This window comes from Acinetobacter sp. 826659 (genome assembly GCF_000588515.1).
GTDB lineage: Bacteria > Pseudomonadota > Gammaproteobacteria > Pseudomonadales > Moraxellaceae > Acinetobacter > Acinetobacter pittii.
The window spans coordinates 169,118-186,157 of the sequence record NZ_JFYD01000005.1 but is presented as its reverse complement, the minus strand read 5'-3'; the positions used below and the strand labels follow the sequence as shown (position 1 = coordinate 186,157).

The 17,040-nt window shown below is 37.8% G+C and carries 12 protein-coding genes and 1 pseudogene; 6 read left to right on the top strand and 7 right to left on the bottom strand.

Features of this window, described 5'->3' with window-relative positions; all coding sequences use genetic code 11:
* Positions 1 to 4: 4 nt before the first annotated feature.
* The 4 genes from J663_RS11910 to J663_RS11895 are packed head-to-tail and all read right to left on the bottom strand — an operon-like array spanning position 5 to position 6,619.
* Positions 5 to 943 carry an ABC transporter permease gene (locus tag J663_RS11910; RefSeq protein WP_000881922.1) on the bottom strand — a complete coding sequence of 313 codons (939 nt, stop codon included), beginning with the start codon at positions 941 to 943 and terminating at the stop codon, positions 5 to 7.
* A gap of 12 nt (positions 944 to 955) precedes the next feature.
* Positions 956 to 2,989 (bottom strand): M3 family metallopeptidase, encoded by a 2,034-nt coding sequence (locus tag J663_RS11905; protein WP_081404722.1) that lies wholly within the window; start codon positions 2,987 to 2,989, stop codon positions 956 to 958.
* Positions 2,990 to 4,813, bottom strand: a complete 1,824-nt coding sequence (locus tag J663_RS11900; protein WP_081404721.1) for an ABC transporter substrate-binding protein — start codon at positions 4,811 to 4,813, stop codon at positions 2,990 to 2,992.
* Between the two features lie 15 nt (positions 4,814 to 4,828).
* Complete coding sequence (locus J663_RS11895; protein WP_081404720.1) at positions 4,829 to 6,619, bottom strand: ABC transporter substrate-binding protein; 1,791 nt, start codon at positions 6,617 to 6,619, stop codon at positions 4,829 to 4,831.
* 131 nt (positions 6,620 to 6,750) lie between these two features.
* On the opposite strand from J663_RS11895, the pseudogene J663_RS19315 reads away from it, so the two are divergent.
* From J663_RS19315 to J663_RS11870, 6 genes and pseudogenes are all read left to right on the top strand, one after another.
* Positions 6,751 to 6,872: pseudogene (locus J663_RS19315) on the top strand (hypothetical protein).
* A 520-nt stretch (positions 6,873 to 7,392) separates the two neighbouring features.
* Positions 7,393 to 10,107, top strand: coding sequence for a TonB-dependent receptor (locus J663_RS11890; protein WP_033849898.1), 2,715 nt, complete (start codon positions 7,393 to 7,395; stop codon positions 10,105 to 10,107).
* A gap of 109 nt (positions 10,108 to 10,216) precedes the next feature.
* On the top strand, positions 10,217 to 10,930 hold the full coding sequence (locus J663_RS11885; RefSeq protein ID WP_033849896.1) for an energy transducer TonB: 714 nt from the start codon (positions 10,217 to 10,219) through the stop codon (positions 10,928 to 10,930).
* A gap of 40 nt (positions 10,931 to 10,970) precedes the next feature.
* Positions 10,971 to 11,852 (top strand): MotA/TolQ/ExbB proton channel family protein, encoded by an 882-nt coding sequence (locus J663_RS11880; protein ID WP_075382891.1) that lies wholly within the window; start codon positions 10,971 to 10,973, stop codon positions 11,850 to 11,852.
* 15 nt (positions 11,853 to 11,867) lie between these two features.
* Positions 11,868 to 12,290 carry an ExbD/TolR family protein gene (locus J663_RS11875; RefSeq protein ID WP_033849893.1) on the top strand — a complete coding sequence of 141 codons (423 nt, stop codon included), beginning with the start codon at positions 11,868 to 11,870 and terminating at the stop codon, positions 12,288 to 12,290.
* A gap of 19 nt (positions 12,291 to 12,309) precedes the next feature.
* The gene (locus J663_RS11870; RefSeq protein WP_033849891.1) at positions 12,310 to 12,723 is read left to right on the top strand and encodes an ExbD/TolR family protein; all 414 of its coding nucleotides are present in this window, start codon (positions 12,310 to 12,312) and stop codon (positions 12,721 to 12,723) included.
* Positions 12,724 to 12,791: 68 nt separating this feature from the next.
* Here the strand turns inward: J663_RS11870 and J663_RS11865 are convergent, their stop codons facing one another.
* From J663_RS11865 to zapE, 3 genes are all read right to left on the bottom strand, one after another.
* Positions 12,792 to 13,241, bottom strand: coding sequence for a GNAT family N-acetyltransferase (locus J663_RS11865; RefSeq protein ID WP_033849888.1), 450 nt, complete (start codon positions 13,239 to 13,241; stop codon positions 12,792 to 12,794).
* A gap of 99 nt (positions 13,242 to 13,340) precedes the next feature.
* On the bottom strand, positions 13,341 to 15,506 hold the full coding sequence (locus J663_RS11860; protein ID WP_033849886.1) for a malate synthase G: 2,166 nt from the start codon (positions 15,504 to 15,506) through the stop codon (positions 13,341 to 13,343).
* Positions 15,507 to 15,875: 369 nt separating this feature from the next.
* Positions 15,876 to 17,018 (bottom strand): cell division protein ZapE, encoded by a 1,143-nt coding sequence (gene zapE, locus J663_RS11855; protein ID WP_002117902.1) that lies wholly within the window; start codon positions 17,016 to 17,018, stop codon positions 15,876 to 15,878.
* Between the last annotated feature and the right edge of the window lie 22 nt (positions 17,019 to 17,040).

Below are 17,040 nucleotides of genomic sequence, written 5' to 3'. Positions count from 1 at the left end.
CCACCTACTTCAACTGTACACGTGGATCAACCACTTTGTAGACCAAATCGGCAATCAGGTTAAAAATCATGGTTGCAGCTGCGATGTAAACTGTAATTGCTTTAATAACAGGAAAATCACTCCGCTCAACTGCAATAATCACTTCTCGACCAATCCCGGGAATACCAAAAAAACGTTCAATTAAAAATGCGCCTATGAGCAATGCAGGTAAAGTTGACATCACATCGGTAATAATCGGAATTGAAGCATTACGCAGTACATGTACACCTAAGATTCGGCTTTCACCCACACCTTTAGCCCGTGCTGTTCGAACATAGTCCTGATTAATTTCATCAAGCACAAAGCTACGATATAAACGTAAAGTCGGGGCAATACTCACCACCAGCATGATTAGAATTGGTAGTAAAGCAAACTTAAATAAATTATCAGTAAAGGTGTCGCTCCAGCCTTGCACAGGAAACCAACTTAGCTGATACGCCAGAACATATTGAAAAACGATAATGTAAACTAAGATGCTGATCGACATGCCAATGGTACATAACATCATGACCATACGGTCAGTTAGAGATCCACGTACCGCGGCAACAGCCAATGCCAAAATAATTGAAATAACCGTCTGTAAAATAGTCAGTGGAATTAGAAGCGTGAGTGAAGGTCCTAATCGGGTTAAAATAATTTGAGAAACAGGTTCGCCAGTACTCCAACTCGCACCATAATCAAAAGTCAGTATTTGTTTAATGAAAATCCAGAGCTGAACGTAATAAGGCTGATCGACACCTAACTGCTTACGAATGTTTTCGATCTGCTCAGGATTAGACATCTTGCCCGCTAAAATATAGGCAGGATCGCCACCTACCCAGTTAAAAAGAATAAAAATAAGTAAGACTACCCCCAACATCGTTGGAATCATCTGCCATAACCGCCGAATAACATATGCCAGCATAGTGATAATTCCTTATTTAACCCGTTGTCCGGTAATTTCATTAAAAAACGCTTTGTTATCAGGTTCACGGCCAAGGAAATCTTTAACTAATTCAGCTGCCGGTTTTTGGCTACCTTGTGACAAAATGGTTTGACGGTAACGCTGTCCAACTTGCGGGTTATTAAGGTTGTCCCCATATGCAGAAAGCATGTCTAAAGCTAAAACCTCAGACCACATATAGCCGTAATAACCTGCTTGATAACCGCCCATCAAATGCCCAAACTGCCCAGGAAACTCGGTTGTTGGTACATAACCTAAGGCTGTAGCAGCTTCCATTTTTTGCCAATTTTCTAAAGGTTTTACTTTTAAGGCATCAGCAGTATGCAATGACATATCGTACTGTGCATAAAGGGTCTGACGCGCATAACGTAAGCCACGACCATAGTTATGTACTGCTTTTAATCGGGCAATTAACTCATCGTCAACACGTGGACATGCTGGATCACAATAATCAGCCACTTTAGATAAAGTCTCTTTACGGCGTGCCCACTCTTCATACATTTGAGATGGTGCTTCTACAAAATCACGCTCTACGGATGTTCCAGACTGACTGGTATAGCGGGTATTTGACAAAATGCCGTGTAGAGCATGACCAAACTCATGGACAAACGTTTCAAGCTCATCGCTATTTAGCCCTTTACGATTAAAGTTCGTAACTAGGGCTGAAACTGGTAAGCGGTTTGTTAATGTGCTACCACCATATACTCCCCAAACGGCGGCATGGCCATACTTCCCTTCGCGAGGGAATTTATCCATATATAAGCCACCAAGGAGTTTTCCTGTTTTCTTATCAACTACATCGTAATATTCAACTTCATCCTGCCATGCTTTAACTTTGACAGGTTTAAAATCAATACCATAAAGGTCAGATGAAATGGCAAACAACCATTTTTGAGTAGCTAAAGTTGGGAAATAATCACGAAGTTTTTCCTGATCAATCTGATATTTGCTCTTACGAAGTTTTTCACTCCAGTAAGCTTCACTCCAACGTGTAATCTCGGTTTTTTCTAATGGCGTTTTTAAAGTTTGCGCTTTAAATGCACGGAGTTCTTCTACTTCTTTACGTTCAAGTGGTGCTACTGTTTTTTGGACTTCTGCTAAAAATTGATTTACAGCCTCAGGTGTTTTAGCCATACGGTCTTTTAAAACCCAATCTGCATAACTTGCTTTTCCAAATAACTGCGCAAGCTCATAACGCAAATCAATTGCCTGTTTAAGTAGTTTTAAATTTTGTTCAGTACCCCTTCGAGTAAAGGCAATTTGATATCTTTTTCGAGCATCATCATTATCTGCCAACTCCATAAAAGGACGGTACTCTGGATATTCAAAACCTAATAAATAATTGCCTTTAGTATTTTTCTTTAATGCTGAAATATAACTTTGAGGTAAGCCTTTCATCTCTTCAGGAGTAAACTCAAGTTTCTCTGGATTATCACGGACGTTACGGGCATATTCTTGTTCTAGTTTAGTCAGCTCATCCAGAATAGCTTTCATTCGTGCACGCTTTACTGGCTCAAGTTGAACACCTGTGTCTTCAAACTGATCTAGAATATCTTGACGATATTTTTGGTCTATCGGATCAGTAGCTTTGGTATTCTTAATGACGTTATATAATTTTGAATTTTGGAATATATCAGTATGAAACTGATTAATTTTGATTTCACAGTCTTCAGCTGCCTTACGTAACTTTGCATCTGGGTCTACGTTACTATATAGACTTATAGGACCTGAGAAATCTTCAAAATGCGCAAAAATTTTATCCCACTTTGCCAATATAGGTGCCGCTGCTGCATTATCTTTAACAGGCGTTTTTTCAAAATTTGAAATCTCTTTCTGAATCTTTTTTAAATTCGCATCACACCATGCTGGAAGTTGTTGTGCTTTAAGTAATGGCAAAGTAGGACGTGTTGTCTCTGCCGTTGCAAATTGACTTATACCCATGGTCAACATACATAAGGTTGTCATTTTCAGTGCATTATTTTTCATCGTATCTCCAATTTTTTTCATTTAATGATTAGATTTAGTATTTGTATCAATATCGAAATACATCCACTCTGCATGTAAAATTGGATGCTTCTTATATCCAATGATTTTGGGTTGAGCCAGCATATTCCGGTAGCGTGCATATGAGATTTGGACAGGCATATACACTTCTAACAACCGTGTCATTTTTCGATAAAGTGCATCTCTCTCAGCACCTGCTTGCATTTGTTGCGTTTGGCGATACAACTGATCAAACTCTGGAATAGAGCCACAAGACCAGTTCGTCATATGTGTATTAGGTCCATAAAAATTCTGCATAAAATTATCCCCATCTGGATAATCGGCTATCCATGCAGAAGACCCGAACATACCGTCGCATTGTTTTTGCGCACGAATAAGATCTGCAAAGAGCATGGGTTTAAAGACCATACGGATATTCAAACTATCAAAATTTTTCTTCCAGAGTTCAGCGCTTTGCTGTCCAATACTGTCACTACGCGCCATATATTCAATGACAAGTGGTTTTCCGTCTGGTTGCGTACGCCAACCTGAGGCATCTTTTTTATAGTGATATCGATCTAATAGTAAATTTGCTGCTTTCACAGAATATGGCGTACTGGTTCTGTATTGAGGGTCATTACCCACTACACCTGGTGGAATTGGAAAATGTAGACGCTGTGCATCATCATTTCTTACTAGTTTAATTTCTTGATCTATTGAACGAGACATCGCAATCGCACGGCGTAAAGCAATTTTCTCTTTACTCATTCCCCCAACAACTGGATTTTTAAGATTCCAATAAATATAACTAATTTCGGGGTCAACAATGCGAGATAACTGCACACCTTCTTTAGCAAGTTCAGGTCTTAGTTTGCCGTCTTTAACCGCTTTTGCGACCAGTTGGCCTTCAAGCTGAAATATATCAACCTCACCACGCTGAAATGCTAGCCACCGCGATTGGTTTTCTTCCATCACCTGAATATCAATTGTGCCGATTTGGGGCATTTTTTTACCTTTAAGTCGCTTCACAATTGCCTGATCTTCAGGGCTGCTGGCATTAAAGTTCCAAGTAAAGCCCCGATAATCAGGATTCGCTTTTAAAACAATACGCGATGCTGGTACCCACTTGCTCAGCACATAAGGACCTGTACCTACAGGATGGCCCATAACATAACCGGCTTTGTCTTTATACTTTTCGATGACTTCACGTGCCACTGCACCTGTCGGGTCATGGGCCAGTAATAAAGGAAAGTTATAGTCTGGCTTAACTAAACGAATCACCAAAGTGTATTTATCAGGTGTTTGTAAACCACTTACCTTTTGGTCATAGTTAAATTTTCCGGATTTATTAGCTGCTTTGACTAACGCATCCATACCTTCAATTTTGTTTTCTAATAACCAGCTATTTGGAGAGCGCAGATTCGGGTCCAATAAACGCTTAAAAGAATACGCATAATCATTGGCTGTTAATTCTCTAGGTTTGCCTTTAAAAACAGGGTCTGGCGTAAAATAAACTCCCTTTTTAATGCGAATGATATAGCTCAGACCATCGGCACTGACTTCTGGCATAGCAGTTGCTATTTGCGGAATAAGCTTTGCCGGCCTTGCTAAATAATCATAGGTATATAGAGTTTCAAATATCGAAGTGGTTACATGCGCCGAATATAAATCATGGATATAAGCGGGGTCGAAACCTGTCTCAGCTGTTGGAAATACGTAACGTAAAACTTTATTCGGATCGGCTGGGCTTTTCGCAAAAATACTTGTAGATCCCGTTAAGGCCATACTAGCGAATAGCAAGCTGATACTACAATGCTTGAGCTTTTGTTTTAAATTTTCAGTCATCATGATCTTTATCTAAAATTATTTTTTAATAGGGGTAATATCAAGATATTGCCAGTTTGTATTCATCATAGGATGAGGTTTAAAACCCTGAACTTGTGGCCGTACTAACCAGTTACGAATTCGAGTTACATGAACAATCCATGGGTTATCAGCTTCAATCTGGCGATTGAGCTTTTCATAATATGGTAGACGTTGTTGCGGTGGTAAATGAATGGCCTGAGTATAAAGAGCGTCATATGTTTTAGACTGATAACAAGCATGGTTTCCCTGACCAGCATTAGGTCCATAAAGCAACTGTGCAAAATTATCTCCTTCAGGATAGTCAGCAATCCATGCCCCACTCCAAATCATATATTTACATTGAGTTGCGGCTTTTAAGTTATCTGCAAAATTACTTACCTTAAAGTCAGCTCGAATGCCAATTGCATCCAGATTCTTTTTCCAGAGTTCGGAGTGAATAACTGAAGCCGAGCTATTTTCCGTATTGATTTTTAAAATCAAAGGTTTCCCGTTTAGCTGGGTTCTATAACCATCAGCACCTTTTTTATAACCATAATAATCAAGTAATTTATTTGCTAGCAGCGGGTTGTACGCTACGCTACTTTTATATTTCGGATTATAGCCATTCACACCTTCAGGTATAAACATTTCAGCCCGAACAGCTTGCCCTTTATAAGCCTGTTTTATACTTTCTTTTTGGTTGTACGACAAAGTAATTGCTCTACGAAGAGCGATCTTTTCTGGGCTAAAACCACCAATCACCGGATCACGCATGTTCATCATCGTATAGGTAATTTCAGGTTCCTTATATGGGAAGTGTTTAATTCCTCTCTTCTTAAAAGAAGCTTTAAGCTGATTTCCATCTAAAGCTTGAGGAACAGCATTTGCTGTAAGTTTGTCAAAGTCTAGTTGACCCGACTGGAAAGCTAACCATCGTGACTGCTCTTCTTCAATAATACTTACGACCACCTTTCCAATTTGTGGCATTTTCTTTCCAGACATTTCCTTAACAAGCTGGTTATCCCAAGGTGTTCCTGTCGACTTAAAACTCCAGATGAAACCACGATAATCAGGATTAGCAACTAACTCGACCTTACTTCTTGGTACATACTTACTTAACATGTAAGGGCCAGTACCTACAGGATGCATACCAATACGGTCACCGTAATAATCGACAACCTCTTTAGCAACTCCGCCAAAAGTAATATAGGCAAGAATATAAGGGAAATTATAGTCTTGGCGAGTTAAGTTAAATTGCAAAGTATATCGATCAAGTGCTTTGACTCCTGCAATTGGAGCAGCATAATCAAATTTTCCAGTTTTCTTTGCTTGGGCTACAACCGCATCGGCACCTAGTAACTTACCATCAATGAATGAAACAGACGGTGCTCTATTTTTAGGATCTAGAATACGTTTAATTGTATAGACGTAGTCTTCGGCTACTAGCTCACGGCGTTTACCTTTAAAAGCGGGATCATTAGTAAAATAGATACCTGGCTTAATTTTAAAAGTATAAACTTTACCGTCTTGTTCCACTTTGGGCAGGCTCTCTACTGTATAGGGAGCTAACTGTAATGGACGTGCCAGATAGTCATATTTGAGTAAAGGCTCAAAAATTGCTTCAGCAATATTAGCACTATAGAAATTGGTAGTTTTAACCATATCAAAGCCATCATCTGGGGCTTCATAGGCAACATGCAAAATTTTGTTTGGTTGTGCTGGTGTAATTGCGTAAGCACAAGGAACTGATGTAATAGCCAGACTTAAAATGGCGAGCTTAAAAAATTTTAATTTCAAGTTCATACCCACGTAATTAGTTTTTTAAAAGATATTATCCTTTTGAGTAACATCTAAATCTGCATAAGAAAAGTTCTTTTTCAACAGATAAGCCTATTTAGGTTTAATTCTTTACTTTTCTATGAGCATTTTTATTTGAACAAATGGAAAAACAAAGTCAAAAACCCAATCTTTTGTAACTACTGAAAATAAAGCGAATTTCATGCCATTTATTAATATTCATCACAAAATAATTAATAATATTAGAAATTCATATTTTTATTAGATACTTAAAATGGTTTGAACTATATAAATAAAAGTAACTTTTTGCCAAATATTATATTTGCATATGTTAATCATCCAATACCTTAAATGCACAAATAAAATACATTAATGACACATTATGATTCATATTAAGACAAGCCAAATTAACAAATAATTATAAAATAAGAAATTGATTTAAAATAAAAAATATAACAAAAACCGACATTATAAATAGTATAACATTACATATAAAAAGGTTCTAAAACGATACATTTTTATTTATTAAGCATGTGAAGAGTCCAGTAATGTATATTTTTTATACAAAAAAATTTGAAACTTTTGGCCAGCGTTAAAAAATTTTCCAAACGGAAAATTTATTTTTGCTTAATAAAAGATGAACCTTCGTGCTGAACCATAATAAAATCAATATATATCAATATTTTGCATAAACTAAAAAAAGAAAAATATATAGTTGGCACTTGCTTTGCTTAAAAACTTTCCAGCAATATCGCTAACGACAACAAAAAGGGATCAAATCCACGATGAAAAAAAAATACAATGTTCGATCTCAGGCAACCCCCAAGATCAGCAAAACAATTCTTAAATTAAGCACCCTTAGTTTAAGTATGATGTGTCTTACCCTGGCACAGGCAGCAGAAACTGAACAATCAAGTACTGATGAAAAACCAACAAAAGTCGTAAAAGTTGCCGTTACAGGTTCTTCAATCAAAGGAGTTGCAGCACAAAGTGCTTCCCCCATTACCATCGTAAAAGTTGATGAAATCTTAAAACAAGGGGTAACAACAACAGAGGAGGCATTAGCAAAGATCAGTGCAAACCAATCAAGTTTTGTTACTGCTCAAAATGTAGGTGCTAGTGGAACGGTAGGCTCAGCAGCTGACCTCCGAGGAATTGGTGCCAATAAAACCTTAATCTTACTTAATGGTCGTCGTTTAGCTGCAAATGCTTATGATAGTGGCGTTACCAACTTAAATATTATTCCGCTAGCTATGTTAGACCGTATTGAGGTCTTACGAGATGGCGCATCAGCAATTTATGGTACAGATGCAATTGGTGGTGTAATCAACTTCATTACTAAAAAACAATTTACTGGTTTAAACATCAGTGGTGGTTTGACGCAACCAGAGCAAAATGGGGGGGATACACAAGATGTAAGTGTATTTGGTGGTTATGGTGATCTTGATGAAAATGGATTTAATATTTTTGGTGTCATCGATTACCGACATGGTAACGACGTTATGGCTAAAGATCGTAAAGTTAGTAAACGTGGAGGATTAATACCAGAACTAGGTATTACAAAAGGGAGTAGCGGTAGCTTTCCCGCTAATTTTTATGACAAGGAAACTGGTGCCGAAGGAAACCCATATGCAGCCACGGGCTGTGGAGGTAACCCGCTCGTTTACGTACAGAATGGATCCTGCCGTTACAACAGTCAGGCAGTGATTGGAATTGTTCCAAAAACTGAAGACATCTCAGCACTAGGGCGTGCTACTTTTAAACTCAATGATAATTTAAATGCTGTAGCGGAATACGTCTATGCGCGTAATGAAATTACTACCTCTGTGGCTCCAGATGTTTTCTTTGATTTAACATTAAATCCTGATAGCAAATATTATCCAGGTAATGGTATTACTCCTGGAATGAATAATGTGAGCGGTCCACTTGAACTTTATATTCGTTCTCAAGCTGGTAATCGTGTTAGTTCTAGTATTAACGAGTCACATCGTGTATTCGGTGGTCTAGAGGGTGAAGCATTCGGTTGGGATATTAATACTGGAGTTACTTATGCTCATAGCGAAGCGGAAGATCGATTAAACAGTGGGTATCTTAACTACAACAAAACTCAAGAGGCTTTAAATAATGGTATTTTAAACCCATTCGGTCCACAAGCACCAGAAGATGCAGGTTTATGGGATACATTAGGTGTAACTGGTGCTTATTTAAAAGCAGACGTTGACTCAACTACTGTTGATTTCACCGCCAGTCGACCTATATTTAAATTACCTGCCGGTGACGTTGGTTTTGCAATTGGAACTAGCTATCGCCACGATGAATGGACCTCAAACGTAGTATCTGAAGTGGCTAGTCAAGCACCAAGTACAGGAGTTGATCCGAATGAACCTACGAATAAAGGAAAAAGAGATATTAAAGCAGTCTTTACTGAACTGCATATTCCCTTACATAAAACTTTAGAAGCTCAACTTGCTGCTCGTTACGATGATTATAGTGATTTCGGCGATACGTTTAATCCTAAATTCGCACTTCGTTGGGAACCAATTAAACAATTAATGTTCCGTACTTCTTATAGTACAGGATTCCGAGCACCAACTTTATGGGAAGTAAATGCTCCTAATTCTATAACAAATACTTCAGCCTATCATAATGACCCTGTACTTTGTCCGAATGGCCCTCCTAAAAAACCAGGAGATACTCTTCCACCTGGTGGTGTTGCCAGTCGTGATTGTGAAACCCAATTTGATCGCAAAAATGGAGGAAATAAAGATCTCGACCCTGAAGAATCAAAATCATTTACTGCTGGCCTAGTTCTAGAACCAATTAAAAATTTAGTTCTAACTTTAGACTACTTTAATATTGAAGTTGAAAATCAAATTGCTGCATTACCTGAGATTGATATTTTTAACAATCCAACAAAATATGCCGACAAGTTCGTACGCAACCCAGATGGAACACTTAACCATATCATTACTACTCAAGACAATATGGGTGATTTAAAAACTTCTGGTGTCGATGTAAGTCTAAATTATATAACCCCAATGACAACAACAGGTCGATTTGGCTTTGGAATCGATGGGACTTATGTCATTAAATATAAATATCAAAATGAAAAAGATGGAGAATGGATTAGTAGTTTAGGCACATATGTTGGAGATGCCCCAATTATTCGTTGGAAACATACTGCTAATTTATACTGGAATTATCAAAACTGGGGCGTAAATTTCCAACAACAATTCACTCGTGGTTATGATGACCAAAACTCAAGCTCCACTGTCAAGGCAGGTTATCAAGACCACAAAGTGAGCGACTATACAATTTATAATATTTCAGGTACTTACAAAGGCTTTAAAAATCTAGAAGTCACCGCAGGAATTAAAAATATTTTTGATGAAGATCCTCCTGCTTCAAATGTTGGTGACAACTTCCAAATGGGATATGACCCACGTTACGCAGATCCTTTAGGACGTACTTACTTTGTACGAGGTACATATAAGTTCTAAATGGTTGTTCTGCAAATATAACTCTCAACGGTTAGTTTGCAGAACAAATACTCATTCTTAGCCAAACAGTCATTTTAAAAATTGTTTGTCTACAGTTTCAGGAGTAACTATGGGCATGACTTTTACAGACATAGAAAATAAATCTGCCAAACGCCTAATTGGTATTGCTGCAGTTATTTTTCTGCATCTTCTTGTTGCCTATATTCTGATGTCAGGTTTAGCAAACAATATTCAAAAACCAGCAGAAAAACCTGTGGAATTACAAATTATTCAGGACATTAAGCCGCCTCCTCCACCAAAGCCGGAAGAGCCGAAACCAAAGGAAAAACCGCCTGAGCCACCAAAAATGGTAGAAAAGGTTGTCAAGGTTCCTGAGCCGCCTAAACAAGTAGAGAAAGTAGCAACACCGGTACAAAAAACGACACCAGTGGCTCAACCGACTAAAGCGGCTACCCCGGCTCCTGCTGCACCTAGTACCCCATCACCAAGCCCTGTTGCTGCACCTGCTCCAGTAGCTGCTGCGCCGGCACCCAAACCAGCTGGTGTAAGTCGTGGTGTTTCAGAGGGTTCTGCTGGCTGTGAAAAACCAGAATATCCACGAGAAGCACTTATGAATGAAGAACAAGGTACGGTGCGCATACGTGTTCTGGTTGATACATCGGGCAAGGTTATTGATGCCAAAGTAAAAAAATCGAGTGGCAGCAAAATTTTAGATAAAGCGGCAACTAAAGCTTACAGCTTATGTACGTTCAAACCAGCAATGAAAGATGGTGTACCTCAGCAAGATTGGTATGAAATTGAATATCCATTTGTAATTGAATAAACAATTGAATTAGCAAGAAATTAAAAAATATTGGAGATATATGATGAAAAAATCAACTCAACCTTTAGTTCGTTTCGCTTCTGCAAGTCTAATCGCAGCTTGCTCGTTACTTCCATTAAGCTCAGTTTTCGCAGAAGAAACAAGCAATACTCCTGTGGCCACAGCAACTACTGAAGCTACATCAAGTACAAATACTCCAACTCCACCACCGAAACCCGCAACGAGTGAAACTGTTAAAAACCCTTATGGCCTAGAAGCCCTTTGGCGCGAAGGTGATTTAGTTGCTAAGTCTACCTTATTTATATTAGTACTCATGTCGATTGGAACTTGGTACATCATCATCTCTAAACTATTGCAACAAGGTAAAGTCAAACGCCAAGGCAAAGAAGCTGAAAAACATTTCTGGGAAGCCACTTCCCTTGATAATGCTGCAGAAGGTTTAGAACAAAGTAGCGCTTATCGCTTTATTGCAGAAAAAGGCATTAATTCAACTAAATCACATGGCGGTTCTTTACTTGAACGAATCGATTTTAATACATGGGTGAGCATTTCAATTCAACGCGCAATTGAGAAAATACAAAATCATTTAGGTGGTGGTTTAGCCTTTTTAGCAACAGTAGGCTCTACTGCACCATTTGTTGGTCTTTTTGGTACCGTTTGGGGAATTTATCACGCATTAACAGCCATCGGTATCTCAGGTCAAGCATCTATCGATAAAGTTGCAGGCCCTGTTGGTGAAGCTCTCATTATGACAGCGATTGGTCTTGCAGTCGCAGTACCTGCTGTACTTGGTTATAACTGGCTTACTCGCCGCAATAAAGCCGTTATGGAAAATGTCCGTTCATTTGGTTCAGATTTACACGCGGTTTTATTAAGTGGAGAAATTAATACCAATAATTCAGTTAATCGCAGTATTAAATAATCAGGAGCAAACATTATGGGTATGAGTGTTGGTTCTGAAGATGATGACGAAATGATTGGCACAATTAACACGACACCTCTGGTTGATGTCATGTTGGTTTTACTTATTATTTTTCTTATTACTATTCCGGTAGTCACACATACGGTTCCAGTGAAACTACCAGAAGAAAAAAATACTCCATATGCAACCACGCCTGAAAATATTCAACTCTCAGTAAATAAGAAAGGCGATATTTTCTGGAACGAAAGTTATGTACCTAATAAAGAGATATTGCTGGCAAAACTTCAAGCAGTTGCACAAAAAAGACCTCAGCCAGAAGTTCATATTCGGGGTGATCAACTTACCCATTTTGAAGCGATAGATCAGGTCATTAGTACGACCAAAGAAGCTGGTATTGGCAAAATTGCTTTTGTTACTACCCCTCCAGCTTCCCCGTAATTAACTTAAGGAGAATTTTATGGGTATGAATGTCGGTTCAAATAATGATGACGATGTGATGTTGGAAGTCAACATGACACCTCTTATTGATGTCATGCTGGTACTCATTATTATGTTTATTATTACCATACCTGCACCAAACAACGCGATTAATATTAATTTGCCAAATGGCACACCGCCACCAACAAATGAAAAACCACCTGAAGTGATTGATGTAAGAATTGATGCAGTAGGCAAAGTATTTTGGAATAACCAAGAGGTTTCTGACCGAAAGGCACTAGAGATTTTATTTCAAGGTGTTGTTGCTAAAAAAGATCAAGACCAAATCAAACTCAAACCAGACCAGATGGCTGAATATAAGAATGTAGCGATGGTCATGGCTACAGCACAACGTTTAGGTGTCACTAAAATTGGAATTGTGAGCAGTAACTAATATTGCTTTTCAATATATTTAATTCTATTAACTCCTGCGCTAACTTGAATCTTCAGTTAGCGTTTTTTTTAATTAGAAATATTCAACTCTAAAATAATATCTCCACACTCATCATATTCTCCAGTTTCTTGAAAACCCTTTTTTTTATAAAGTTTTCCAGCCACATAGTTGGATGATTTATACATTGTTCGAATACGCTTAGCTCCTTTTGCAGCCATTTCTTCAATCGCTATTTGCAATGCCTTAGTACCACAACCTTTAGCCTGATTATTTGCATCAATCATAAAACGAAACAACCAAAATAATGACTCATCAGGTGGATCAACTTCGACACAATACATTAAGAATCCAATGACTTTATCATCCGAAAAAATCACTCTTGGACAATAATGTGCTTCCACTTTAGACTCAGCAATAGAATATACATTTGGTGCAACATAATCTTTTTGAGAATCATCTAATGATAATTTTGCGCATAGAAGCCAATTCTCACGATCGAGATCTTTTAGACTAATCAAATTCAAAACCTTTTAGCTATTAATCTATATTCCATAAGCACAAAATATACCGAAAATAAAAAAGCCTCCGAAGAGGCTTTTTTTCAAAACAGGATGAAATTAATCACCTGTATAACCTTTTAACTTCAAACGAGCCGCATGAAGTAAAGGCTCAGTATAACCAGAAGGCTGTTCACAACCTTTGAAGATAAGATCAGAAGCTGCTTGGAAAGCAATATTTGTTTCAAAGTTAGCTGCCATTGGTTTATACAATGGATCATTCGCATTTTGCTCATCAACAATTTTTGCCATACGTTTAAGCACTTCTTCAACTTGTTCACGAGTTACAATACCGTGACGTAACCAGTTCGCAACGTGTTGAGAAGAAATACGTAATGTTGCACGGTCTTCCATTAAGCCCACGTTGTTAATATCAGGAACTTTCGAACAACCCACACCTAAGTCAACCCAACGAACAACATAACCTAAGATACCTTGGCAGTTATTTTCAAGTTCATTGTTGATCTCTTCTGCTGACCAGTTTGTTTCTGGTGCAAACGGCGGGGGTAACAAGTCATCTAATGACAACATTTCTTCAGCTTTTAACTGATCTTGACGTGCTTTTACATTCACTTGATGGTAATGCATGGCGTGAAGTACCGCACCAGTTGGAGATGGAACCCAAGCACATGAAGCACCAGCATTTGGATGTGCAGCTTTAGTTGCTAACATATCTTTCATGCTATCTGGTTTTGGCCACATACCTTTACCAATCTGTGCTTTACCTTGTAAACCGCATTTCAAACCAATTGCAACGTTACGGTTTTCGTAAGCAGCAATCCATTTTTGTGTTTTAACCGCTTCTTTACGAACAACTGGCGCAGCTTCCATAGAGGTATGGATTTCGTCACCCGTACGGTCCATAAAGCCAGTATTAATAAAGATCGTACGGTCTTTTGCAGCAGCAATACAGTTTTTCAAGTTTACAGATGTACGGCGCTCTTCATCCATAATACCGATTTTTAACGATTTAGGTGGTAATCCAATCGCCTGTTCAGCACGTTCAAATAACTCTACAGCAAACGCAACTTCTTCAGGACCATGCATTTTTGGCTTAACAATATACATAGAACCTTTACGAGAGTTTTTATTTTCGTTTGTACTACGGATATCAGCAATTGATAACAATGGAGTTACCAATGCATCCATAATACCTTCAAAAATTTCTTCACCATCTACCAAAATAGCTGGGTTAGTCATTAAGTGACCTACGTTACGAAGTAACATAAGTGAACGACCATGAAGTTTTGTTGTACCACCAATTAAGTTTTTAATTTCGCGATCTTTATTGAGATCACGAAGAATCGTTTTACCATTCTTTTCAATAGATTCTTGAAGTGTACCCTTCATTAAACCTAACCAATTACGGTAACCTTCAACTTTTTCTTCTGCATCAACAGCCGCAACCGAGTCTTCCAAATCTTGAATTGTGGTTACTGCCGCTTCAAATGTTAAATCTTTAACACCCGCTGAATCAGTTTGTCCAATTGGGCTATTTGGATCAATTTCGATAATGACATGAAGACCATTACTTAAAAGTACAACTTCTGAAGGATTTGCTTCTTCACCGTTGAAACCAACGAACTGAGCTTCATGGGCTAAACCTGTTTTTGAACCATCTTTCAAAGTTACAACAAGTTTATTTTGCTCAATTGCATATTTTGTTGCATCTGCATGTGAACCTTGAGCAAGCGGGAAAACTTCATTTAAGAAATTCTTAGCGAACTCAATAACTTTTGCACCACGAACAGGATTATATCCTTTACCCTTTTCAGCTCCACCTTCTTCAGAAATTACATCGAAGCCGTAAAGTGCATCATATAAAGAACCCCAACGGGCATTTGCTGCATTTAAGCAATAACGTGCATTACGTACAGGTACAACTAACTGTGGTCCTGCCAACAAAGCAATTTCTTCGTCTACGTTTTCAGTAGTAATTTGAAAATCTTCAACTTCTGGTAATAAATAACCAATTTCAGTTAAGAACGCTTTATAAGCACCTAATTCAAATTTATTGTTACGGTGCCATTCATCAATTTTTGCTTGTAATTCATCACGCTTAGCCAATAATGCTTTATTTTTTGGGCTAAGATCGACAACAACTTGCTCAAAGTTCTTCCAGTAAGTTTCACTATCTAAACCAGAACCTGGTAAAGCTTCATTTTCGATAAAATCGTAAAGTTCTTTAGCAATCGCTAACTTGCCTTTTTGAATACGTGCAGTCATTGTCTTTCCTGAAGTTGCTACTTTTTATACCAAGAGAATCCTAGTATACCGATTTAAATTAAGCTGAATACTAATATCACATTCCTAAATAGTAAGCATTTTCCATTGCAAAACTATTGACAAAGATAAATTTTTCTATATAGGAAATATTAAAATTCTAACTAGGATTCCCAACAATTTATTCAATATTTAAAGATACCGAAACTAGACTTTTTTGTTAACAGACAAAAAAATTTCACTATCTTGTTTTTCTAAAGCGTATTTAGTTATATCAAACTTTACAGCGTGAAAAAGCACTATTTAACTAAATTTATCAATTTTTGTTGTAAAAAAAGCGCCCAATTTAGAGCGCTTTTCATATCTACTTTCTTAAGAAGTTTTAGTAGCATCAATATGACGATGTTCAGAATGTAAATATTCATCAGATTGCATTTCTAGCAAACGTGAGCGCGTACGTTCAATTTCAAATGCTAATTTTTCACCTTGATAGATATCAATAATACTATCTTGGGACGTTAAAAGTAATTTCACTCCACGATCATAGAATTCATCGACTAGATAAATAAAGCGACGAGTACCTTCTGACAAGAAATCTGTCAAATGAGGAACATTACTGACTAGAACCGTATTATAAATATTTGCAATTTCAATGAAATCTGCTGGGCTACGTGGTTTAAAGCAGAGTTCAGAAAACTCACACCACAACACATCTTCTGTATGCCCCAGAGTCTCGACAACACGATTATTAATCACAATCGGCTCTTGAGAATGAGCTTGTGTATGAGTTAATGCACTAAAACGTTCAGCCATCCAGCTTTGTGCTTCATTCGTTAATGGCGATTTGAATAATTGAGCTTGTTTTAGTACGCGTAAACGATAGTCCACACCTGCATCTACGTTTAAAACAGCACAGTTCTTTTTAACCATTTCGATGGTTGGCAAGAAACGATCACGGTGAATACCGTTTTTATATAAGCCATCTGGTGCAATGTTTGATGTTGCAATTAATGTCACACCACGTACAAACAATTTTTGGAATAAATCGCTCAAAATCATTGCATCTGTTACATTTGATACAAAGAACTCATCGAAACAGATAACGACAGCATCTTTATAGATTTGGTCAGCTACGATTTCAAGTGGATTACGTTGGCCCGAAAGCTTATTTAGCTCTTTATGAACATGTTGCATGAAATGATGAAAATGCATACGCGTTTTACGACGAAATGGCACAGACTCGTAAAATTGATCCATAAGCCAAGTTTTACCACGGCCTACTCCGCCCCACATATATACACCTTTAGGTGAAGTTTGGCGGCGAAAACGACGGAAAGCTTTTTTTGAGGCTTTATAACGGTTTAAAAGTTCTTTCCATACGCGATCTAATTCTTGCACTGCCTGTGCTTGCGCTTCATCTGCCATAAATTGACCTGAAGCTAAAGCCTCAGCATAGCGTTCTGCTGGGGAAGAAGGTGTGAATGCAGTACTATGAGAAGATTTTAAATTTAACATATCGTTTTATTTCAATTTTAAC

Excerpts from the sequence above, each read along its gene's own strand:
- J663_RS11910 (WP_000881922.1), bottom strand. The coding sequence starts at position 943 with ATGCTGGCATATGTTATTCGGCGGTTATGGCAGATGATTCCAACGATG.
- J663_RS11905 (WP_081404722.1), bottom strand. The coding sequence starts at position 2,989 with ATGAAAAAAATTGGAGATACGATGAAAAATAATGCACTGAAAATGACA.
- J663_RS11900 (WP_081404721.1), bottom strand. The coding sequence starts at position 4,813 with ATGATGACTGAAAATTTAAAACAAAAGCTCAAGCATTGTAGTATCAGC.
- J663_RS11890 (WP_033849898.1), top strand. The coding sequence starts at position 7,393 with ATGAAAAAAAAATACAATGTTCGATCTCAGGCAACCCCCAAGATCAGC.
- J663_RS11885 (WP_033849896.1), top strand. The coding sequence starts at position 10,217 with ATGGGCATGACTTTTACAGACATAGAAAATAAATCTGCCAAACGCCTA.
- J663_RS11880 (WP_075382891.1), top strand. The coding sequence starts at position 10,971 with ATGATGAAAAAATCAACTCAACCTTTAGTTCGTTTCGCTTCTGCAAGT.
- J663_RS11875 (WP_033849893.1), top strand. The coding sequence starts at position 11,868 with ATGGGTATGAGTGTTGGTTCTGAAGATGATGACGAAATGATTGGCACA.
- J663_RS11870 (WP_033849891.1), top strand. The coding sequence starts at position 12,310 with ATGGGTATGAATGTCGGTTCAAATAATGATGACGATGTGATGTTGGAA.
- J663_RS11860 (WP_033849886.1), bottom strand. The coding sequence starts at position 15,506 with ATGACTGCACGTATTCAAAAAGGCAAGTTAGCGATTGCTAAAGAACTT.
- zapE (WP_002117902.1), bottom strand. The coding sequence starts at position 17,018 with ATGTTAAATTTAAAATCTTCTCATAGTACTGCATTCACACCTTCTTCC.